Source organism: Streptomyces sp. NPDC043853 (genome assembly GCF_056436025.1).
Genome location: NZ_JBWKDJ010000018.1, coordinates 37,394 through 57,896 on the forward strand (window position 1 = coordinate 37,394; position 20,503 = coordinate 57,896).

The window sequence follows — 20,503 nt, forward strand, 5'->3', positions numbered from 1 at the left end:
TGAAGTGGATCATGGAGGAATGTCTGATCACCTGTCATCCGCGCCGCCGACCGCGGTGCGACTCACCCGGTACGCGAAGGCGGAACAGAGCGAGATCCTGGGGGACGGCGACGATCCGTTCGGCGTCGCGTTCACGGGTCTGACCTGGCTGCCCAAGGAGGACCACTTCGGCATCAGGTTGGGTGGCCGCCTGGTGGCGCACGCCGGGCTGCTGCGGATGCCCGTGTCGATCGGGGGTGTGGACACCGAGGTGATGGGGGTGGGCGGAGTGGCCGTGGCACCGGACCTTCGGGGGCAGGGCCTCGCACGACTGGCCCTCGCGGCCGCCCTGGAGCACGCGCGGACGCTGGGGCCGCGGCACGCTCTGCTCTTCTGCCGGCACCCCCTCGTGCCCTTCTACGAGCGGCTGGGCTGGCAGGCGCTGCACGGTGACGTCCGGGTCGAGCAGCCCGGGGGAACGGCGCTGATGCCACTGCGGAGCATGTGGACGCCGCTGAGCGAGGGCGCGGACTGGCCGGCCGGAGCGGTGCACCTGCGTTCGTTCCCCGTGTGAGCCGGACCCGGCGTGCGTGCCGCGGGCATTGTCAGTCCCCTGCGAGAGGATCATCCGTATGACGATTCTTCTCGCCGATGAGGCGCAGTCCGGCCTGTCCGACCGCACCGCGTACGAGGCCGCGCTCGGCCGCCTGCGCGAGGCCTCTCAGGCGTACTACGGCGGTGGCGACAGCCCGTTGGACGATGCGGCCTACGACCGGCTCCGGCTGGCGGTGCTGGCCTGGGAGCAGGAGCACCCGGCCGAGGTGGCCGAGGACTCCCCCACCGCAAAGGTCGCCGACGGCGCCGCGCCGGCCGGGGACGTCGAGCACACCACCCGCCTGCTGAGCCTGGACAACGTCTTCGACGCCGAGGGCCTGGTGGGCTGGGGGGCTTCCGTCGAGCGGCGGTTGGGTCGCGCACCGGAGGGCGGCTTCACCGTCGAGCCGAAGATCGACGGCGCCGCCGTCGCCGCCCGCTACCGTGACGGGCGCCTGGTCCAGGTCATCACCCGCGGCGACGGCGCGTACGGGGAGGACGTCAGCCATGTCATCGGGCAGATCGACGGTCTGCCCGAGGAGCTGGCGGAGCCGGTCACCGTCGAGGTGCGGGGTGAGGTGGCCTTCACCCAGGAACAGTTCGAGGCGGCGAACGAGGTCCGGGCCGCGCACGGTGCGCCGGTCTTCGCCAACCCGCGCAACGGAACGGCCGGCACCCTGCGGGCGAAGGACCGGCCCTACCGGCTCCGGATGACGTTCTGGGCCTACGGCGCGGTGGAGCTCGACGGTGAAACGTTCCTGCCCGACGGGGCCACACACGCGGAGACCCTCGCCGCGGTGGCGGCCACCGGGGTGCGGACCACCGCGGCCTCCCCCGCCGGCCTGCACGTCGTCGCCGACCTCACGGAAGCACAGCAGCGGATCGACGCGATCGCCGCCATGCGGGCGGATCTGCCGGTCGGCATCGACGGCGTGGTCGTCAAGCTGAACGAGTCGGCCGAGCAGCGGTCGGCCGGGGTCGGCTCGCGGTTCCCGTACTGGGCGATCGCGGTCAAGCTGCCCGCGGTCGAACGGCAGACGGTGCTGGAGGACGTGGTGTGGGAGGTCGGCCGCACCGGGGTCCTCGCCCCGACCGCGGTCCTGCGCGCCGTGCAGATCGACGGCTCCACCGTCACCCGCGCCACGCTGCACAACCCCGCCGACATCCGCCGCCGCGACCTCCACCTCGGCGACACGGTGGTGGTCTACAAGGCCGGCGACATCATCCCGCGCGTCCAGGCCTCCGTGCCCGGACTCCGTCCCGCGGACGCGCGCGAGGTCCCGCTGCCGGAGTCCTGCCCCAACTGCGGTGGGGAGATCAACAAGGCCCAGGAGCGGTGGCGGTGCGCCCGGGGCACGGCGTGTGCGCTCCCGGCGCTGATCCAGTACGCGGCCGGCCGCGAGATGCTGGACATCGACGGGCTCGGCAGGACGTACGTGGCGGCGCTGGTCGAGTCCGGCGATGTCACCGATGTCGCCGACCTGTTCACCCTCACCGAGGAGCAGCTCACCGCGGCCTCCGGCAGCAGCAGGCGGGGCGCGAAGCTCGCCGGGCAGATCGCGGCCGCCGCGTCGCTCCCCCTCAGCCGGGTCTTCTGCGCGCTGGGTGTGCTCGGCACCGGGCGCAGCATGTCCCGGCGGATCGCCCGGCACTTCGGCACGATGGACGCGATCCGGCAGGCGGACGCCGCCGCGATGCAGGAGGTCGAGGGGATCGGCCCGGAGAAGGCCCCGGTGATCGTCGAGCAGGTCGCCGCGCTGGCACCGGTCATCGACAAGCTGGTCGCCGCGGGCGTCAACATGACCGAGCCCGGGGAGCCGGCGGCGCCGGCCCAGGGGGAAGGGCCGCTGGCGGGCAAGGTGGTCGTCGTCACCGGGAAGATGACCGGGCCGCTGGAGGCCTACGGCCGCTCCGAGATGAACTCCCTGATCGAGAAGGCCGGCGGGCGTGCGGGCGGCAGCGTGAACTCCAGGACGTCCATCCTGGTCGCGGCCCCGGCCGCGAACGGCAAGCCGAGCTCGAAGGCGGTCAAGGCGGCCGAACTCGGCGTCGAGGTCCTCACCCCGGAGGCCTTCGCCGAACTCGTCTGCGACCAGCTGACCTGACGGGGCCAGGACGGGGGGCCATGGGCCGCCCACCGACGGTCGGTGCGGGACCGGGCGCCGCCCGGTCAGGGCCACCGAAACGTGATCCGCGCCCCGGCGCGAACCGTGGGGCGGCCGGCGGTGGGCGTCTGCTCAGAGGCCCGTGACCTTGGAGCTTGCCGACAGCTCGTAGACCAGGGTGACCGTCCTTCGGCCGCCCGGCGGGAGGGGCACGGACCAGCGGACGATTCCCTCGGGGTCGATGCTGTCGGGGGCCGGGGAGCAGGCGTCCTGCCGGAGGCGGACCTCCACGGCCGAGACCTCGGAGACCGGTATGCGTTCGCGGAGGACCACCACGCGGTCGCCCCGTTCGCCGGGTGCGGAGAAGCGGGACAGGTTCACCTTCACGGTGCGGGTGATCACGGTCTTCTGGAGGATGCCGGTGGTGTCCCGGGACTCCTCGGTGTGCCGGACCACCGCGTGGTCGTCGCGGCTGCCGAAGGCGAGTTCGACGGGTGCTCCGGGTGCGGTCATGTCCAGCGTGCCCCGGCCGGTGAACCCACTGCCGCGGACCAGGTCCACCGGGCCGGAGAGCAGGGCGTGGCCGGACAGGTTGTCGAACCGCACCACCTGGGTGACCAGGGGTGACATCTCCGGTGAGCAGACGTACTCACTGCTCGTTTCCGTGGTGAAGGCGGAGAGGGGCACCCGGTGGGCGCGGCCGTCACCGGGCACGGACACCGGTGCCGGGGCGGTCAGCACGCGTGTTTCCCCGCCGTCCTCGACGCCCGGCAGGCCCAGGACCGGGGCCGGGCCGAGGTCTCCGATCTCCTCCTCGCGCAGTTCGATGTCGACCGTGCGGCGTTCTGCCGCGGAGCGGTCGGTGAGGGTCAGCCGGTCTTCGTCCAGCCGCGGCGGGCTGGTGGTGAGTGCCGAGCGGGCCGTGGACAGGGTCAGCCGTACGTCCGACCAGTCCTCGCCGGTGCGCTGCCAGACCATCGCGTCGGTCTCCAGTGTCAGGGAGTTCCCCTTGAGCACGGCCCGGTAGGCGGGCCGCCAGAGTGCGCACGGGGTGAGGTGTGTCAGGCGCAGTCCGGCCTGGCCGGCGGTCTCGGCCTGCACGGTCAGGTCGATGTGGGCGACCAGCTCGGCGGGCTCCTCCTCGGCCAGGTCCATGGCCCCCTGGGTGGCGCCGAGTTCGCGGTGGAGCGCGGTGAGGCGGGCCTGGACGGTGCGGAGTTGCTCTGCGTGGGTGTCGCGTTCACCGTCCACGCGGTCCAGTTCGGCGGCCCAGCGGGTCCGGTCGGTCTCCCCGGTGCCGGCCCCTTCGGAGATCTCCCGCAGCAGGTCGGTGGCCAGGTGGCCGAGCAGGTCGAGGCGGGCGCGCAGCCGGTCCCGCCGCCGTTCGAGGTTCTGCTGTTCTTCCTCCAGTTCGTGGACGCGCAGGCGGAGGGCGGAGTCCTCCTCGGCGGACGGCAGCGGCCCGCGAGGGGTCCAGGTGCGGACGATCCGCGCGTCGAGCACGGTCGCGGGGAAATCGGCGGTCAGGCTGGCGTGGAGGGTCCGGTCGACGGCGAGCGCGCTGACCGGCCCGAGGCGCAGCCGCTGGACGCCGGCCTCCAGAGGGAGGACGGCGGACCGTTCGACGTGAGCGCGGTCCTCCAGGCAGGTGACGGCGGTGACGGGGAGGGCGATCGGCTTCGGGGCCGTGGACATGGCGGTGGTCAGCTCCTGCGGTTGCCGCCGACCAGGGCCTTGCCGGTCGGGATGCGGATCTCGTAGCCGCCTCGGAGGGCGGCGGTGGTGCCTGCGGGCAGGTCGAGCCGCCAGAGGCGGGTGCCGGGCGCGTGGTTCTGGGGCGCGGTGCCCGTCTCGGGCGCGGTGCCCGTCTCGGGCGCCGTCCAGTCGGCCCGTTCCTCGATCCGGACGTCCGGATCGGTGGTGACGGGTATCCGCTCGCGGACCTCGATGGTGACGGGCCCGGCGAGCCCGTTGGCCAGCTCGACGTGGACGCGGTGGTCGAGCACGGTGGTGTTGTTGCGCAGGCCCGAGGTCGACTCGTTCAGGTGGGTGCGGCGGGTGACCCGGATGCCCTCGGCGGGGCCGAGCCCGACCCGGCGGACGGCACCGGGGGCAAGCGTGGGCAGGGCGGCCGTCAGCAGGAACTCGCCGTCGACGGTGACCTCCACCGGGCCGGCCAGCAGTGCCTGGTCGGTGGCGTTGGACAGCACCAGCGTCGCGTAGACCGTCTGTTCCACGGACGGCACGGTGAGGTACTCGGTGCGCAGGCCGACGGGGATCTCGGTGATGGTGACCGTGTGCCAGATGCCGTCCGACGGAATGTCGGTGCGTGCGGCAGCGTCGAACCGGTGGTCGAAGGAGCCGGCCGACCGGCGGGGCCGCACCGCGTGGCCGGGCAGGGGCAGCGAGGCCACCGCTTCGGCGCGGCGGCGGTGTTCCTCCGCCACCGGGTCGGAGGGGGCACCGGGGAACAGCCGGCCCCTGCGCGCGCCCGGCTCGTGGGGGCCGCTGAGGACCAGGGCGGCGTAGTCGAGCTCGGTGCCGCTCGGCCGCGGCGGTCCGACCACGGGTGGCGGAGGCGGAGGTACCGGGGCACCGCCAGAGGGCGCGGCCGGCATGGCCGGGGCGGGTGCGCCGGCGAAGCCGGCCGAACGGGCCCTGCCGCCCGGCCGCCCCGAGGGAGCCCGCGGGGCGAGGCCGGGCGCGCCGGCGTAGCCCTGCGGTGCCGGGGGCAGTGGGGCGGGAGCCGGGACCGACGGAGGCGGTACGGGTGACGGGGCGGCAGCGGCCGGAGCGGCGAGCGGCATGGGGGCCGGCATCGGGCTCTGCACCGGGCTCGGGACGGAACCACCCGGCAGGGGCGGGCCGGCCAGAGCGGCGGATCCGCCCGCGGCGGCGACCGCTGCAGCTCGGACGGCGGGACGGGAGCCCGCTGTGTCGTATCCGGTGAACAGGTCGGCCAGCCCGGCCGGGGGCTCACGCCAGCCGGACGGCGCGGGGGCGGCCTGGCGGCGGCCGAGCCGGATCGACCGGAGCCCGGGCAGGTCGTTGCCGCGCCGGAGGTCGGCGGTGGCCAGCGCGATGCGCACGCCGGTCCAGTCCTCGCCGGTGCGCTGGGCGACCGAGGCGCGCATCAGGAGGCGGCCGTCGGTGTCGCCCTGACGGCAGGTGAGCCGGTAGGCCGGCACCCACACCGCGCCCGGAACTCCGTACTCCAGCTCGAGCTCCACCTCCTTGACCTCGGACTGGTCCCCCTCTTCTTCCTCCTGGAGCTCCAGGGTGAGGACCGCGCAGACCGTGGTCTCCACATGGGCCGCGGGGGTGTCGGTCGTGGCGCGGGCCAGACGGTCCGCGGCGACGTCGAGTTCGTGCCGCACGGTGCTCAGGGCCCGCTCCAGCTCGGCGAGGCGGGAGTGCAGCCGCGTCAGCCGCTCGTCGACGAAGTCGGCGAGGTCCAGCCAGGCGTCGACCGGAGTGCGGCGGTGCGGGTCGTCCTTCCCGCGTACGGGCGGCACCGGTTTGAGCCCCCGGACCTCCTCGATCAGGCCGAGCTGCCGGTCCCGGCGGGCCTGAGCCGCCGCGTACGCGTCGGTCAGCCGCTCGACCTCGCCGCGCAACCCGTCGGGCGTTCCCCGGCCGGGCGCGCCGGCCTCGACCTCCACCCGGGCCTCGGTGACCCGCACCCCGCCGGCGCCCAGGACCCGGGCCCGCAGCGAACCCGGGTCCATGGACCGGGGCAGCCCCGCCACCCGGACCCTGCCGCCGGCCGGCAGGCTTCCGCGGGCCAGGCGGCGGCAGAGCGCCCCCTGCGCGTACACCACCACCGAATCGAGGGCCGACCCCCACTGTCCCGCTGCTGTCTCTTTCGTCATGCCTGTGTCTGTCGTCATGCGTGTGTCCGTCGTCATGCGCACCGCCCCCACAGCGTCCGTTCCGGTGGAAGCGTATGCGGGAAGCAGCACCGGATCACAGCGCGTCCGGGAACCTGTGGACAACCCCCTCAGGTTCACGATCGACGGGCCCTCGACGCGTCGTCCCGCCCCGCCGGAAAAATCTCCGAAGAATCTTGGCCGGAGTCGTCGATCCGGGCGCCTCCCGTTCGACGCAAGGGTGAGAGGCGGGGAAAGCCCCCGCCCTCCCGACCGAGGAGTCACCATGCCGCGCTTCCTGACGATGATCCGCATCGACGAGCAGAACCTGCCCCCCGAGTCCTTCCCGCCGGAATTCGAGCAGCGCATGGGCGCCCTGTTCGAGGAGATCACCAAGGCGGGGGTCATGCTCGACACCGCCGGACTGCTCCCGACCTCCGAAGGGACCCGGCTCAGCTGGTCCGGCGGGAAGATCAGCTACACCGACGGCCCGTTCACGGAGACCAAGGAGGTGGTCGGCGGCTACTCCCTCACCCAGTGCAAGGACAAGGCCGAAGCCATCGAATGGACCCGCCGGTTCCTGGAGATCCACCCGGTGGAATGGAACGTCAGCGCCGAGGTCCGGGAGATCCAGGAGATGTGAGCGGCCGCTGACCGGGCCGCGTTTGCCCTGGCCCGTCACGGCTGCTCTGATGGGTGGTCGTGACGGCAGGGAACGCGGCCGAGGCGGTCGAGACGGTGTACAGGATCGAGTCGGCGCGCATCATCGCCGCCGTCGCCCGGGTCGTCGGGGACGTCGGCATCGCCGAGGAGATCGCACAGGACGCCGTGGTCGCCGCACTCGAACGCTGGCCGGAGTCCGGCATTCCCGAGCGCCCGGGTGCCTGGCTGACGGCCACGGCCAAGCACCGGGCGATCGACCTCGTACGCCGCCGGGAGACGTACGCGCGCAAGCTGGCGGAGGTCGGGCGGAGCCTGGAGGACGTGCCGGCGCCCGCCGAACCGGCGGACCCGGAGGACATCGACGACGACCTGCTCCGGCTGATCTTCACCGCCTGCCATCCCGTCCTGACCACCGAGGCCCGGGTCGCGCTCACCCTGCGCCTGATGGGCGGCCTGACCACCGGGGAGATCGCCCGGGCCTTCCTCGTCACCGAGCCGACCGTGGCCCAGCGCATCGTCCGGGCGAAGCGGGCCCTGGCCGCGGCGGCGGTGCCCTTCGAAGTCCCCTACGGCACCGACCGCGAGGCCCGCCTCGCCTCGGTCCTGGAGGTCATCTACCTGGTCTTCAACGAGGGCTACGCGGCCACTTCGGGCGACGACCTGCTGCGTCCCGCCCTGTGCGAGGACGCGCTGCGGCTCGCCCGGGTACTGGCCGGCCTCATGCCCAAGGAGCCCGAGGTACACGGTCTCGTCGCGCTGCTGGAGTTCCAGGCGTCCAGGACGGGGGCCCGGACCGGACCCGACGGGGAGCCGGTCCTGCTCGCGGACCAGAACCGGACCCGGTGGAACCGGCTGCTCATCCTCCGCGGCATGGAGGCCCTGCGGCACGCGGGCACCGGCCCGTACTCGGTGCAGGCCGCCATCGCCGCCTGCCACGCGGCGTCCGTCCGCTACGAGGACACCGACTGGGCGACGATCGCCGCCCTCTACGGGCGGCTGGTGCTGATCGTCCCCTCGCCGGTGGTGGAGCTCAACCGGGCGGTGGCGGTCTCGATGGCCGAGGGGCCGGCAGCGGCGCTGCCGCTGGTCGACGCGCTCGCGGACGAGCCGGCCCTGCGTTCCTACCATCTGCTGCCGAGCGTACGGGGCGACCTGCTGGAGCGGCTCGGCCGGCCGGCGGAGGCCCGCGCGGAGTTCGAACGGGCGGCCTCGCTGACCCGCAACGCCCGCGAACGCGACCTGCTCCGGCAGCGCGCGGCCCGGCTGTAGAGCCCGCGGGGGACACCGCCGACCGGGCTTCGACCCTGCACGGGCCGATCGTCGAGGCCGTCGTGGGCGACGTGGGCGTCGTGGCCGTGGTCCTGGTCTTCCCCGCCGTCGCCCTGCCGTACCGGCTCGACTCCCGCGGGGGCTGGAACGCCTCACCGATGCCGAGCTGCGGCGGGGCGGACCGGAGCACGAAGGCTGAGGGCCCGGGACGCGAGGCCCGCCGGCCGGGGGGACCGGCGTTCGTCCGGACGCCCGCTGCGTCACTCCTGGGAGTGGAACCGGGCGGGCCAGTGGGCGCAGACGGGCCCGCCGGTGGCCGCTCGGCGCCGGCGGGCCAGAAGGCTGGGGCCCCGGAAACCACGGAGGAAAAGCGAATGCCCTCGTATTCCCCACGGCGCCGGGCCGGACGTGCCTGCGTGGTGAGCGTCGCGGCCCTGGCGCTCGTACTCGGCCTGCCCGGAGCCGCCTCGGCGGCACCCGGAGACCTGGACCCCGCGTTCAGCGGGGACGGGAAGGCCGACACGCACGTGATGAGCTACGAGAGCGTCACGGGCATGGCCGTACAGCCCGATGGCAAGATCATCACGATCGGCGGCGGCTGGTCCGTCGACACCAGCGGCGACTTCGTGCTGGTGCGCCACAACGCCGACGGCAGCCTGGACACAAGCTTCGGCGGCGGCGACGGCTTGGTGACCAGCGACTTCGACCTCAACAACGACGAGGCCAAGGCCGTGGCCGTGCAGCCGGACGGCAAGATCATCGCGATCGGGGGTTCCACCTCCTGGGGCGGCTTCGGCGACTGGGTCACGGCCCGCTACAACCCGGACGGGAGCGTGGACACGGGCTTCGGCGACGGCGGCCGGGTACTCGTCGAGTTCGATCCCGACGCGATCCAGACGGCCAACGCGGTGGTGGTGCAGCCCGACGGACCGGGCCGACGCCGTCGCCGTGCAGACCGACGGCAAGATCCTCGCCGGCGGCCTCGCCGGCGAGGACATCGACGCCGCCTCCGGGGGCGCCGTGGCCCGCTACCTGGGCGGCGGAGGCACGGTGCCGCCGCCGGCGTCGGCGGACCTGTCGGTGGCGAGGTGGCGAAGTCGGGCACGGCGAGCGTGAGCATCGGCGACCAGGCCACGTACACGGTCCGGGTCACCAACTCCACCTCGTCGACGGCGACCGCCACGGGTGTGACGCTCACCGATTCGCTCTCGGGGGCCGGTGGCACCCTGATCTCCGCCGTTCCCTCGCAGGGCAGCTGCACGACCAGCGCGACGAGCGCGACCTGCGCGCTCGGCAGCCTGGCCCCCGGCGCGAGCGCCACGGTGGCGGTGACCGCCGAGCCGCGCACCACCGGCACCCTGACCGACAGCGCTTCCGTCACCGGCTCGCCGCAGGACCCGGGCACCGGCAACAACAGCGCCACCGCGTCGACTTCGGTGAACAACGCCCGCGGCTGCACGATCATCGGCACCAGCGGAACGGACACCTTGACCGGCGGCTTCGGCAATGACGTGATTTGTGCCCTGAGCGGCAACGACACCGTCCGTGCGGGCTACGGCAACGACACCGTCCACGGCGGTCCGGGCAACGACAACCTCGACGGCGGTTTCGGCGACGACACCATCACCGGCGACCAGGGGAACGACACCCTGACGGGCTACTACGGCAACGACCGCCTGACCACCACCGACGGTGTCTCCGGAAACGACACCGCCAACGGCGGCTCGGGCCCGGACACCTGCACCACCGACGCGGGCGACACCCGCATCAGCTGCCCGTAGGCGCGGCCGGGGCGGCGGGCGCGACCGGCCCCGCCCCTGCCGCCACCGCGGCCTCGCACCCGCCCGGGGCCCGAGCCCGGCCGACCGGGCTCAGCCGAACCCGCGTCCGAAGAAGTCCAGCATGGGCTCCGCGGCGAGGCTCCAGTAGGGCCAGCCGTGGGTGCCCGGCCCCAGGACCACCTCGGCTTCCACTCCGCGGGCCGCGAACGCGGTGCGCAGGTCCTCGGTCCCCGGCAGGTGGTGGATGTCCTCGGTCCCGCAGGCGAGGTGGTAGCGGGTGCGCCGGAGCCGGCCGGCCGGGGTGCGCCGGATGATGTCGGCCAGGTTGTACTCCCGGGAGCGGTCCGTCAGCCGGGCGGGTCCGGCCAGGTCCCGGCCGAAGGCATGGCCGTAGAAACGGTTCCATTCCTTCATCGGGATCATGCCGTAGCCCTCGTGGGTGAAGTGGGCCGTGCTCAGCCCGGCGGCGGCGCCGAACAGACCGGGGTAGCGCAGGGCGTACATCAGCGCGCCGTAGCCGCCCATGGAGAGCCCGCCGACGGCCCTCTGCTCCATCCGGCCGCCGAGGCCGTGGGCTTGTTCGACGGCCGGGACGAACTCCTGGACGAACATGCCCTCGTAGCGCAGGACGTCGCCGCCGGACGGGGCGTCGTCGATGTAGAACGTCTCGTCCTGGCCTCCGCGCGACTGGCCGGGGTCGCGCCGCGCATCGGGCATGACGAGGGCACACGCCGGGATCCGGCCCGCCGCCACGGCCCGTTCCAGGGTCGGCACGATGCCGCCCTTGACGACCCAGTCGGTGTGTTTCCCGCTCGCGCCGTGCAGCAGGAAGAGGACCGGGGTGCCGGTGGCCGGGCTGCCGGTGCCCGGGCTGCCGGTCCGAGGGACGGAGGTCACTCCGGCGGGCAGGTAGAGGCTGTACGGGACGTCCCGGCCGAGCAGCCGGCTGTGCACCGCCAGGTCGGTCCGCAGCAAGCCGGTCCCGGCGGCCGGTGGAGCGGAAGGGCCGGGGGAAGGCGCCGGCCGGGGCGCCCCGCGGCCGGCGCGCAGCAGGAAGGCCGCGGAGACGACGGACGCGGCCGATCCGCCGGCCCCGGCCACGAGCAGGGAACGGCGCGCGGGACGTCTGACCATGGTTCCCCCACGCGGCTGGGCCTGTACGGGAACACATGACATGCCCGGTCTCCGGGTCGGGGCAACCAGCCACGCCGGAGCGGCTGGGCGGATGCTGCCGGCTTCCAGCCCTTCGGAGGGACGGAAGCCGACGGCGGGCCGGGGCGTGACGCTCCCCTCGCCGGCAGTCGGCGGCCGCTAACGCGCCGCGCTGCCGACCGGTCCGGCCGGGGTGCGGCCGGACCCGGCCTCATCCGCCGTGTCCGGGACCGGCACCCGGTGGCGCAGGGGTGCGAGGGCCAGGAGGTAGCACAGACCTCCGAGGGGCATGAGGTCCAGGCTCGTCGCCATCGCGAACGTGCCCAGGACGAAGAGCACCAGCGAGCGACGTGCACCGGGGGCCCTGAGCGCGGCGAGCAGGGTGATCATCCCCAGGTAGAGGAAGACCGGCCCGACGGTGTACACGACGGGCATCACGCCCGGTACGTCCTGGACCCGGGCGAAGATCTCCCTCATCTCCGGCTTGTCGGCGGCGCGAAGTCCTGCGTACAGGTCGATCACGGCCTGGGCCGCGGCCGCGGAGGTGCCGATGAGGCCTGCGAACGCCCCGGCCGCTGCGACCCTCCGCCGGGCCGGTCCGGCGGATGCCGCCACCGTACGGCGCAGCCCTTCGCAGGCCGCGCCGAAGAACAGCACCGCCAGCAGGAAGGCGCAGTGGCCGGTGGTCCAGGCGGCGCCTGGTTCCCTGGACCCTTCCACCAGCAGGCGTACGGACCCGTAGACCACGAGGAGTACGGGAGCCGCGACGAGGGAGAACCGGGTGAGTCGTGCCGCTTGCTTTGTCATGCCCCCACCCTGGCGGCGGCCGCCGCCCGGCCGCCATCGGTGATCACCCCGACGACACCCCCACGAGGGACACGGCCCGGCTCAGGGTCGGGGTAGGGGTCGGTGGCGGGTGATTGGTGGTTGCTGCTTGCTGGTTGGTGCTCGGTGGGCGGGGGCCGGGGTGTTGGATTTTCCGATGACCGCATTCGGTGTCCGTGGTGGCGAAAGCACCATTGTGGCCAGGGGTGCTGACGGATTGGATGGTCCGGGTCGAGGCGATGGCGAAGGAAACCCATGACATCCCTGCTGAACGGCTGTACGCCCTGGCCCGAGGAGTTCACGGACCGCTACTGGGCGGCCGGGCACTGGCGCGGCAACACCCTGGACAACCTGCTGCGCGGGTGGGCCCTGGACCACGGGCCGCGGACCGCGCTCGTGCACGGGGACACCCGCCTCACGTACGCGAACCTCAACCGGCGGGTGGACCGGATGGCCGCCGGGTTCCGGATGCGCGGCATCCGCTCCGGCATGCGGGTCGTCGTCCAGCTGCCGAACGTCCCCGAGTTCGTCCTCACCGTGTTCGCGCTGATGCGTGCCGGCGCGGTCCCCGTGTTCTGCCCGCTCTCCCACCCCGCGTCCGAGCTGCCCGAGCTCGTACGGGTCACCCAGGCCGCCGGTTACGTCGGCCCGTCCGCGTACGGGGGCGTCGACCACATGGCGGTGGCCTCGGACATCGCGGCCCGATGGCCCTTCCTGCGGCGGGTGTTCACCTTCGAGGAGCCGGGTACCGCGTCCCCGTACGGCGGGCTCACGACCGACCCGTGGGGCTGCCAGTACTCCTCGCTGAGCACCGTGGACGGGCCCCCCGAACCGGCGCAGGCGCAGAGGGCCGAACAGGTGGCGTTCCTGCTGCTCTCCGGCGGTACCGCCGCCGAGCCCCGGATCGTTCCCCGCACCCACAACGACTACGCCTATCAGGCGCGGGCCGCCGCCGAGTTGGTGTCGCTCACCGAGAACGACGTGTATCTCGCCGCGCTGCCCGCGGAGTCCCACTTCGCCTTCGGCTGCCCCGGCATCATCGGCGCGCTCTCCGTGGGCGGCACGGTGGTCCTGGCCGACGGCCCGGAGCCCGCCGCATGCCTTCCGCTCATCGGACGGGAGCGGGTCACCCTCACCTCGGTGTCGCCCGGCATCGCCCGCCACTGGCTCGACGCGCTTCCCACGGCCGGGGCCGACACGAGCAGTCTGCGTCTGGTGCAGATCGGCGGCGGCCCCTTGGACCGGGCGACCGCCGAGCGGGTGGCCGTCGAACTGGGCGGCCGACTGCAACAGGTCCACGGCGGGCCCGAAGGGCCGCTCACCCTGACCCGGCCCGGGGATCCCGAAGAGACCGTGCTCACCACGCAGGGCCGGCCGCTCTCGCCCGACGACGAGATCCGCATCGTCGGCGCCGACGGCGAGGAAGTGCCCGACGGGGAGCCCGGCGAGCTCCTCGCCCGCGGGCCCTGCACGCCGCGCGGCTACTACCGGGCGCCCGGACTCGACGCACGCTCCTTCACGGTCGACGGCTACCTCCGGACCGGTGACCTCGTGCGGCGCACTCCGGAGGGCAGTCTGGTGGTGATCGGCCGCGGCACCGCCCGGCGCTGAAAGGCGGTGGCGGCGGCCCCGGCAGTTTGCCACGATGCGCGCATGACACCCAGATCCCCGCAGGAGAAGAAGCGGCTGAGCTACGTCAAGGACCGCCGCAACTCCTACGGCGAGAACGACAAGAGCTCGCGGAAGAACATCCCGCGATCCCGTCGGGCCCGCCATCACGGGCTGCGCCGGGCCGAGCAGGTGGCCCTGCGCAAGCTGGAGGGGTTCGGCGGGGCGGTGGACGAGTCGGAGGTCCGCTTCGGGCGGCCGGGTACCGGCTCGTGGCGCAAGTGGGCGGACGTCCGGCTCGGTGAGACCGTGATCCGCCGGTTGGAGCGCCGTGTGGAGCACGGCGGGTCGGACGCGGGCCGGGCCGCGGACCGGATCGAGCGCGTCCGCCGGTCCGCGCGCCTTCGCTGAGCGCGGCCGGGGCTGCGCCGTGGCCGTGGCCGTGGCCTGCCACCGGCCCTCGCACCGCCGGCTGTGACCAAAGGCACATTATCGCCTTCCGTCCGGGGGCGGGGGCGGCGGTGGGCGGGCGCTGTCCGGGCGCGGGGCGTGGTGCACGGCCGTCGGGACGGGCCGGGGGAGCCGAAAGGACGATGGGGACGATTGCGGCATTACGTACCCTTGTCGGCCGGGGGACCTCACTGCGACACGAGAGCGGCTTTCATGGCGATCACCAGCACGCGTGCCCGGCGTCGGGCCGGCCGTACCGCCCTGGCGGCGGCGGTCCTCATCCCCGCGGCGCTCCTGGGCACCCCCTCGTACGCCGCCACGGACGGCAAGGCGGGGACGGGGGCGGGAACGGGGACCGGGACGAAAGCCGCTGCCGCCGCGCAGTCGGCGAAGGCGTCGGGGGCCCGGCGCGGGACGCCGCCCATGACGATCACCAGGACGGCCCTGGGCGCGGAGCGCTCGGTCGCCATCACCATCGACGACGGCCCCGACCCCGTCTGGACGCCCAAGGTGCTCGACGTCCTCGACCGGTACCACGTCAAGGCCACCTTCTGCATGATCGGCAACCATGCGCAGGAGCACCCCGCCCTGGTCCGTGAGGTCGTGGCCCGGGGCCACCGGCTGTGCGACCACTCGGTCGGCCACGACACGGCCATGGACCACAAGCCGGTCGCCTACCAGGAGCGGGAGATCGTGGGCGGCAAGCAGATGATCGAGAAGGCCGCGCCGGGGGCCCGCGTGGACTACTACCGGGCGCCGGGCGGAGCGTTCACCCCGGACAGCCGGCGCATAGCCGCCGAGCACGGGATGCGGCCGCTGGGCTGGAGCGTGGACCCGAAGGACTGGAGCCGTCCGGGCGTGCCCTCGATCGTGGACACCGTGCAGCACCCCCTCGTCCGCCCCACCGTGCTCTTCCACGACGGGGGCGGTGACCGCTCCGAGACGGTGGCCGCCCTCCGGCAGGTGCTGCCGTGGTTCGCCCGGCAGGGGTACGCCTTCACCTTCCCGGCCCGCGACGGCGGCTGACCGCGGCCGCCCTCGCGCGTCCGGAAGGCGAACGCGGGAACGGCGGCAGCGGACCGCACGGCGGCCGGCCGGGGACGACGGCTGTCCGGCGGGTCCGACCGGTCTTCAGCGGTGCAGGAGCTCCGGCCAGTCCTGGGGGACGCGGCCGGCCGGGCCCGGGGCGGGCTGGTCGGACGGGTGGTCGGACGGCGGGGCCAGTTCGGGCCCCGCGTCGTACAGGTCGCCGGTGTCGTAGTTCCAGAACCATTCCTCGCCCGGTTCGAAGCTCTGCACCAGGGGATGCCCGGTGGACTTCCAGTGGGCGGTGGCGTGCTGGGCCGGTGAGGAGTCGCAGCAGCCGATGTGGCCGCACTGGGCACAGCGCCTCAGGTGGAACCACCAGCCGCCGACCGCGTCGCATTCGGCGCAGCCGGTGCCGCTGGGCGGGACGCCGGGGTCGATTCCGTCGGTCTCGGTCATGCGGGCTCCTCGGGGGTCTCGGAGTCGGTGCCGGTTTCGGTGCCGGCATCGGCATCGGCATCGGTGTCGGTGTCGGTGTCGGTGTCGGGGGAGGTCAGCGGGAGGAGCACCTGGAAGCGGGTGTCGCCCGGGACGGACTCGACCTGGAGGCTGCCGTGGTGTTTGTTGACGACGATCCGCCAGGAGATGTCGAGGCCGAGGCCGGTGCCCTCGCCGACCGGCTTGGTGGTGAAGAAGGGGTCGAAGATGCGCCCGCGGATGTCCTCGGGGACCCCGGGGCCGGTGTCCCGGAACTCCACGAGCAGGCGGTCGCCCTCCCTGGCCGTGCGGACGGTCAGCGTGCCCTCGCCGCCGGTGCTCCCCATGGCGGACACCGCGTTGTCGATGAGGTTGGTCCACACCTGGTTGAGTTCCGCCGGGTAGGCGGGTACGTCGGGGAGGGATCGGTCGTAGTCCTTGACCACCCGCACCCGGGGGCCGATCTTGCCGGACAGCATGAGCAGGGTGCTGTCGAGGAGTTCGTGCACGTCGACGTCGCGGTGCGGGGCACGGTCGAGCTGCGCGTACTGCTTGGCCGCGTCCACGAGGTGGGAGATGCGGGTGGTGGAGTCGTCGATCTCGTCCATCAGCAGTTCGGTCTCGACCGTGTAGTTGAGCCAGCCGACGGCTCCCGGCAGGATGTCCTCGGCCACGGTCGCCGCGACCTGCTCCAGCCAGTCCGGGTCCAACCCGGCCTGGACGAAGGCCGGGGCGATCCGCCAGCCCTCCGGGATGCCGTGGTCCTCGAGCCAGTCGGCGAGCTCGTCCTCCCGGTCGGAAGCCTCCAGTGGGCTCAGCACCGGTGCCTTGGCCACGCGTTCGGCGGTCCGTTCCTGGATCTCGATGAGGTCGGCGAGGGCCTCGCGGGAGTAGGGGCCCCGGGCGATGACGGCCAGCTTGTGCCGCATCTTGCCCACGCGCTCGCGCAGCGCCGCGGTGGCCCGTACCGCGGCCGCGGCCGGGTTGTTGAGTTCGTGGGTGAGGCCGGCGGACAACGAACCGAGCGCCAGCAGGCGTTCGCGGTGTCCGATGGCCCGCTGGGTGTCCTTCGCGCCGAAGAAGAGGCCCTCCAGCAGGTGTGCCGCCATCGGGAACCACTCCTGCATGATGTCCGCGAAGGACTGCGCGGGCAGGACGAAGAAGCGGGTGGGCCCGGTCACCCGCATGGAGTTGACGTACGTCTGCGGCACCCGGTCGCCCAGGTACGCCTGCATGGCCCCCGCGTACACGCCGCGCTGCGAGGTGCGGCTGACTTCCACGTCCTCGCCGCCGACCCGGCGGTACAGCACGACGGCGCCCTCGATCATCACGTAGAAGCAGGTGGCCGGTTCGCCCTCGGTGTAGACCGGGCCGGCTTCGAACCGTTCCACGCGTCCCTCGGCGCAGAGCCGGCCGAGCTGCTCCGGGGAGAGCTTCTCGAACAGGAACAGGGAACCGATCTCCTGCGGGTCGCAGGACGTGAACCGCCCGTTCACGACTGCTCCAGGTAGCGGTGGACGAGCATCACGGCCATGGCTCCCTCGCCGACTGCGGAGGCGACCCGCTTGGCGGACCGGGCGCGCGCGTCGCCCGCCACGAACACGCCCGGAACGCTGGTCTCCAAGTGGTAGGGCGGCCGGTCGAGTTCCCAGTCGGCCGGCGGGCGCCCGTCCGGGGTGAGGTCCGGGCCGGCCAGGATGAAGCCGTCCCGGTCGCGCAGCACCGTACCCTCCAGCCAGTCGGTGAGCGGGGCGGCACCGATGAAGACGAACATCCACTGGGCGTCGACGGCTTCGGTGGCGCCGGTGGCGAGGTCCCGCAGGGTGAGCCGTTCCAGGTGTTCCTCACCGTGCGCCGCCTCGACGGCGGTGCGGGTCCGCACCCTGATGTTCGGTGCCTCCTCGATCTGTTGGACCAGGTAGTACGACATCGACGCCGTGAGGGACTCCCCGCGCACCAGCAGGGTCACCGATTTCGCGCCCCGCGCCAAGAACACGGCGGCCTGTCCGGCGGAGTTGGCGCCGCCGACGACGTACACGTCCTGCCCCTCGCAGGAGGACGCCTCGGTGAGGGAGGAGCCGTAGTACACCCCGCGGCCGGTCAGGCCGTCGCAGCCGGGGGCGCCGAGCTGGCGGTAGGACACACCGGTCGCCAGGATGACGCTGTGCGCCGCGACCGTGGAGCCGTCGGAGAAGTGCACGACGCGGGCCGAGCCGCTGGCCTCCAGCCCGGTGACCTCACGCGCCGTGAGGATCTCTGCGCCGAACCGGCCGGCCTGGCGGCGGGCGCGTTCGGTGAGCTGTGCGCCCGAGACGCCGTCCGGGAAGCCGAGGTAGTTCTCGATGCGGGAGCTCTGGCCTGCCTGCCCGCCGGTCGCCGACCGCTCGACCAGGACGGTCCGCAGCCCCTCGGAGGCGCCGTACACGGCCGAGCCGAGTCCGGCCGGCCCGCCGCCGATGACCACCAGGTCGTAGAAGTCGGCGGTCGGGGTGGTCGCGAGCCCCACGCGGGCGGCCAGTTCGGGCGGCTCCGGGTCGGTCAGCACGGTGCAGTCCGGTGTGATCACCAGGGGGAGCCTGCGGCCGTCGGCCCCGGCCGCCTCCAGGAGCCGCCGGCCCTCGGGCTCGTCGGAGGAGTACCAGCGGTAGGGGACCTGGTTGCGGGCCAGGAACTCCCGTACCTGTGAGGAGTGTGCCGACCAGCGGTGCCCGACCACCTTGGTGGCGGGTACGGGCCGGTGGTCGCTGGAGCGCCAGGCCGTGATCAGGTCGTCCAGGACCGGGTAGAGCTTCTCCTCCGGGGGGTCCCAGGGCTTGAGCAGGTAGTGGTCGAGGTCCACGACGTTGATCGCGTCGATGGCCGCGTTGGTGTCGGCGTACGCGGTCAGCAGCACCCGCCGCGCGCCCGGGTACACGCCGAGGGCCTGTTCGAGGAACTCGATGCCGTTCATCTGCGGCATGCGGTAGTCGGCGAGGATGACGGCCACAAGGTCGCCGCGGAGCTTCAGCTCGCGCAGTGCCTCCAGCGCGGACTCGCCCGATTCGGCGCGCACGATCCGGTATCCGCCGCCGTAGCGGCGCCTCAGGTCGCGGGCGATGGCGCGGGAGACTCCCGGATCGTCGTCCACCGTCAGGATCACGGTACGTGTCGCGTCGCCGGCCTGTGCCATGCGTCTCCACCTGCGTGTTCCGGCTGTCGGGCACGGCAGGGCGGCCGCGCCGGTTCCCGCCCATCGTATGTTCGATCGTGCGGGACCGCTCCGGCACGCCGCGGCCGCTCGCTCCGGGTGCGCGGCCGGTCGCCGGCGGTCGCCGGCGGTCAGCGGCCCGGCGGCGGAAAACCGTTGAAGAGGTCGTCCAGGCCGTACCGGGCCAGGCGGGCGGGGGTGGCGAGGACCGCGAGGTCGCGGGCGGCTGCCGCGAGCGGGCTGCGGAGGGCGCCCAGGCGGCCGACCCGGCGGGCGCGGACGCGGACGGCGTCGGTGCGGTCGCGGCGGGCGGCGGTGTACGCGGCGAGGGCGGCCGGAACGGCGTCCGGACCCTCGGTGCCGTCCCCCGGGGGAAGGAGGCGGGCGAGGACCGCCGCGTCCTCGATGGCCTGGCAGCCGCCCTGGCCGAGGTTGGGTGCCATGGCGTGGGCGGCGTCGCCGAGCCAGGCGATCCGCCCGTGGTGCAGGCGAGGGAGCGGGGCGGCCAGGTCGTGCAGGTCGTTCTGGAGTACGTCGGCGGGGTCGAGGCGGCCGATGCGGTCCAGCAGGGCCGGGATCGGGTCGTGCCAGGAACCGAAGCGGTCCCGGAGTTCGGTGCGCGGGTCCGCCGACCGGGTGCCGGCCGGCACGACCGCGGTGGCGTAGAGGTAGAACCGGCCGTCGGCGAGCGGGGTCACGCCGAACCGTTCGCCGCGTCCCCAGGTCTCGCTCATGGCGGGTATCCGGAGGTCCGGCGCGTCCACGATGGTCCGCCACGCGGTCTCGCCGAGGTAGCGCAGGCCGGGGTGGGCCGGGAAGAAGGCGGTACGCAGCGGGCTGCGGATGCCGTCGGCGGCGACGACGAGATCGGCGGAGAGGTCCTCCTGGGCGCCGCCCGCCGTGCGGACGAGCGGGCGGCCCACGGGGTCGTCCACGGGGTCGTCCACGGCCGTCACGGCAGCGCCGTAGCGCAGGGTGCCCGGGGGCAGGGCGGCGGCCAGGGCGGCGGTGAAGGCCGGGCGCGGGACGGCGATCGGCGCCGTGCCGTAGCGGTCCGCCATGTCCGCGGTGCTCATCCGGGTGAGCCACCGGCCGTCACGGCGGCGCACCCCCATCGTGTCCGGCACTGCGCTGCCGACGGTGCGGGCGGCGTCCACGCCGATGGCCTCGAGGGCCCGCAGGGCGTTGGGGGCGAGGCCGATGCCGGCGCCGGTGACGGGGGGTTCGGGGGCACGTTCGCACACGGTCACCTGCCAGCCGCGGCGGTGCAGGGCGATCGCGGCGGTCAGGCCGCCGATGCCGGCGCCGACCACCACCGCATGTCGTCTCGGCACAGCACACCTCTCCGTTCGGGTCGGGCATCGGCCGCAGAGGTCCCGGTCCCGCTCTGTGGGGCCACGGTATCCCGGCCCGGTTCACGTCCTGCGGGACGGTAGCCGAAGTCCCGCCGCTCACCGCTCCGATGCGTTGCGACGCGATGCAATGCAATGCAAATGCGATGCGATCTTCGCCGTCCGG

16 protein-coding genes are annotated in these 20,503 nt (G+C 73.7%); 8 read left to right on the plus strand and 8 right to left on the minus strand.

The annotated features are described in order from the left end of the window. Positions 1–19: 19 nt before the first annotated feature. The gene (locus tag AC067U_RS33155) at positions 20–553 is read left to right on the plus strand and encodes a GNAT family N-acetyltransferase (RefSeq protein WP_478833533.1); all 534 of its coding nucleotides are present in this window, start codon (positions 20–22) and stop codon (positions 551–553) included. Between the two features lie 58 nt (positions 554–611). After that, positions 612–2,678, plus strand: coding sequence for an NAD-dependent DNA ligase LigA (gene ligA / locus AC067U_RS33160; protein WP_478833534.1), 2,067 nt, complete (start codon positions 612–614; stop codon positions 2,676–2,678). A gap of 132 nt (positions 2,679–2,810) precedes the next feature. Here ligA and AC067U_RS33165 read toward each other — a convergent pair whose 3' ends face one another. Further along, entirely contained in the window at positions 2,811–4,373 is a 1,563-nt protein-coding gene (locus AC067U_RS33165; protein WP_478833535.1) for a mucoidy inhibitor MuiA family protein, read from the minus strand. An 8-nt stretch (positions 4,374–4,381) separates the two neighbouring features. Further along, the gene (locus AC067U_RS33170; RefSeq protein WP_478833641.1) at positions 4,382–6,550 is read right to left on the minus strand and encodes a DUF4139 domain-containing protein; all 2,169 of its coding nucleotides are present in this window, start codon (positions 6,548–6,550) and stop codon (positions 4,382–4,384) included. Between the two features lie 283 nt (positions 6,551–6,833). On the opposite strand from AC067U_RS33170, the gene AC067U_RS33175 reads away from it, so the two are divergent. The 3 genes from AC067U_RS33175 to AC067U_RS33185 all read left to right on the plus strand — a co-directional run bounded on the left by AC067U_RS33175 (position 6,834) and on the right by AC067U_RS33185 (position 10,260). After that, positions 6,834–7,190, plus strand: a complete 357-nt coding sequence (locus AC067U_RS33175; protein ID WP_478833536.1) for a YciI family protein — start codon at positions 6,834–6,836, stop codon at positions 7,188–7,190. Positions 7,191–7,243: 53 nt separating this feature from the next. After that, a complete protein-coding gene (locus AC067U_RS33180; RefSeq protein WP_478833537.1) occupies positions 7,244–8,479 on the plus strand; it encodes an RNA polymerase sigma factor in 1,236 nt (411 codons plus the stop codon). Between the two features lie 374 nt (positions 8,480–8,853). Continuing rightward, positions 8,854–10,260, plus strand: a complete 1,407-nt coding sequence (locus AC067U_RS33185) for a hypothetical protein (RefSeq protein WP_478833538.1) — start codon at positions 8,854–8,856, stop codon at positions 10,258–10,260. Positions 10,261–10,350: 90 nt separating this feature from the next. Here AC067U_RS33185 and AC067U_RS33190 read toward each other — a convergent pair whose 3' ends face one another. Together AC067U_RS33190 and AC067U_RS33195 are read right to left on the minus strand one after the other, a co-directional pair. Next, the gene (locus AC067U_RS33190) at positions 10,351–11,394 is read right to left on the minus strand and encodes an alpha/beta hydrolase (RefSeq protein WP_478833539.1); all 1,044 of its coding nucleotides are present in this window, start codon (positions 11,392–11,394) and stop codon (positions 10,351–10,353) included. A 177-nt stretch (positions 11,395–11,571) separates the two neighbouring features. Next, positions 11,572–12,219, minus strand: coding sequence for a hypothetical protein (locus AC067U_RS33195; protein ID WP_478833540.1), 648 nt, complete (start codon positions 12,217–12,219; stop codon positions 11,572–11,574). Between the two features lie 273 nt (positions 12,220–12,492). On the opposite strand from AC067U_RS33195, the gene AC067U_RS33200 reads away from it, so the two are divergent. From AC067U_RS33200 to AC067U_RS33210, 3 genes are all read left to right on the plus strand, one after another. After that, positions 12,493–13,848 carry an AMP-binding protein gene (locus AC067U_RS33200; protein ID WP_478833541.1) on the plus strand — a complete coding sequence of 452 codons (1,356 nt, stop codon included), beginning with the start codon at positions 12,493–12,495 and terminating at the stop codon, positions 13,846–13,848. Between the two features lie 42 nt (positions 13,849–13,890). Continuing rightward, positions 13,891–14,256, plus strand: a complete 366-nt coding sequence (locus tag AC067U_RS33205) for a hypothetical protein (protein WP_478833542.1) — start codon at positions 13,891–13,893, stop codon at positions 14,254–14,256. Positions 14,257–14,508: 252 nt separating this feature from the next. Then, the gene (locus AC067U_RS33210; RefSeq protein ID WP_478833543.1) at positions 14,509–15,321 is read left to right on the plus strand and encodes a polysaccharide deacetylase family protein; all 813 of its coding nucleotides are present in this window, start codon (positions 14,509–14,511) and stop codon (positions 15,319–15,321) included. Between the two features lie 105 nt (positions 15,322–15,426). Here the strand turns inward: AC067U_RS33210 and AC067U_RS33215 are convergent, their stop codons facing one another. From AC067U_RS33215 to AC067U_RS33230, 4 genes are all read right to left on the minus strand, one after another. Continuing rightward, positions 15,427–15,780, minus strand: coding sequence for a UBP-type zinc finger domain-containing protein (locus AC067U_RS33215; protein WP_478833544.1), 354 nt, complete (start codon positions 15,778–15,780; stop codon positions 15,427–15,429). Continuing rightward, entirely contained in the window at positions 15,777–17,294 is a 1,518-nt protein-coding gene (locus AC067U_RS33220; RefSeq protein WP_478833545.1) for an ATP-binding protein, read from the minus strand. The genes AC067U_RS33215 and AC067U_RS33220 overlap by 4 nt, the downstream gene beginning before the upstream one ends. Next, complete coding sequence (locus tag AC067U_RS33225; protein ID WP_478833546.1) at positions 17,291–18,967, minus strand: NAD(P)/FAD-dependent oxidoreductase; 1,677 nt, start codon at positions 18,965–18,967, stop codon at positions 17,291–17,293. Before AC067U_RS33225 ends, AC067U_RS33220 begins: the two co-directional genes overlap by 4 nt. A gap of 149 nt (positions 18,968–19,116) precedes the next feature. Beyond that, the gene (locus AC067U_RS33230) at positions 19,117–20,319 is read right to left on the minus strand and encodes an FAD-dependent oxidoreductase (protein WP_478833547.1); all 1,203 of its coding nucleotides are present in this window, start codon (positions 20,317–20,319) and stop codon (positions 19,117–19,119) included. Positions 20,320–20,503: the final 184 nt, after the last annotated feature.

What these genes read in the sequence shown, in the direction of transcription:
- AC067U_RS33195 (WP_478833540.1), bottom strand. Translation starts at nt 12,219, where the DNA reads ATGACAAAGCAAGCGGCACGACTCACCCGGTTCTCCCTCGTCGCGGCT.
- AC067U_RS33175 (WP_478833536.1), top strand. Translation starts at nt 6,834, where the DNA reads ATGCCGCGCTTCCTGACGATGATCCGCATCGACGAGCAGAACCTGCCC.
- AC067U_RS33155 (WP_478833533.1), top strand. Translation starts at nt 20, where the DNA reads ATGTCTGATCACCTGTCATCCGCGCCGCCGACCGCGGTGCGACTCACC.
- AC067U_RS33200 (WP_478833541.1), top strand. Translation starts at nt 12,493, where the DNA reads ATGACATCCCTGCTGAACGGCTGTACGCCCTGGCCCGAGGAGTTCACG.
- AC067U_RS33225 (WP_478833546.1), bottom strand. Translation starts at nt 18,967, where the DNA reads ATGGCACAGGCCGGCGACGCGACACGTACCGTGATCCTGACGGTGGAC.
- AC067U_RS33185 (WP_478833538.1), top strand. Translation starts at nt 8,854, where the DNA reads ATGCCCTCGTATTCCCCACGGCGCCGGGCCGGACGTGCCTGCGTGGTG.
- AC067U_RS33205 (WP_478833542.1), top strand. Translation starts at nt 13,891, where the DNA reads ATGACACCCAGATCCCCGCAGGAGAAGAAGCGGCTGAGCTACGTCAAG.
- ligA (WP_478833534.1), top strand. Translation starts at nt 612, where the DNA reads ATGACGATTCTTCTCGCCGATGAGGCGCAGTCCGGCCTGTCCGACCGC.
- AC067U_RS33190 (WP_478833539.1), bottom strand. Translation starts at nt 11,394, where the DNA reads ATGGTCAGACGTCCCGCGCGCCGTTCCCTGCTCGTGGCCGGGGCCGGC.
- AC067U_RS33170 (WP_478833641.1), bottom strand. Translation starts at nt 6,550, where the DNA reads ATGACGAAAGAGACAGCAGCGGGACAGTGGGGGTCGGCCCTCGATTCG.
- AC067U_RS33165 (WP_478833535.1), bottom strand. Translation starts at nt 4,373, where the DNA reads ATGTCCACGGCCCCGAAGCCGATCGCCCTCCCCGTCACCGCCGTCACC.
- AC067U_RS33215 (WP_478833544.1), bottom strand. Translation starts at nt 15,780, where the DNA reads ATGACCGAGACCGACGGAATCGACCCCGGCGTCCCGCCCAGCGGCACC.
- AC067U_RS33210 (WP_478833543.1), top strand. Translation starts at nt 14,509, where the DNA reads ATGGCGATCACCAGCACGCGTGCCCGGCGTCGGGCCGGCCGTACCGCC.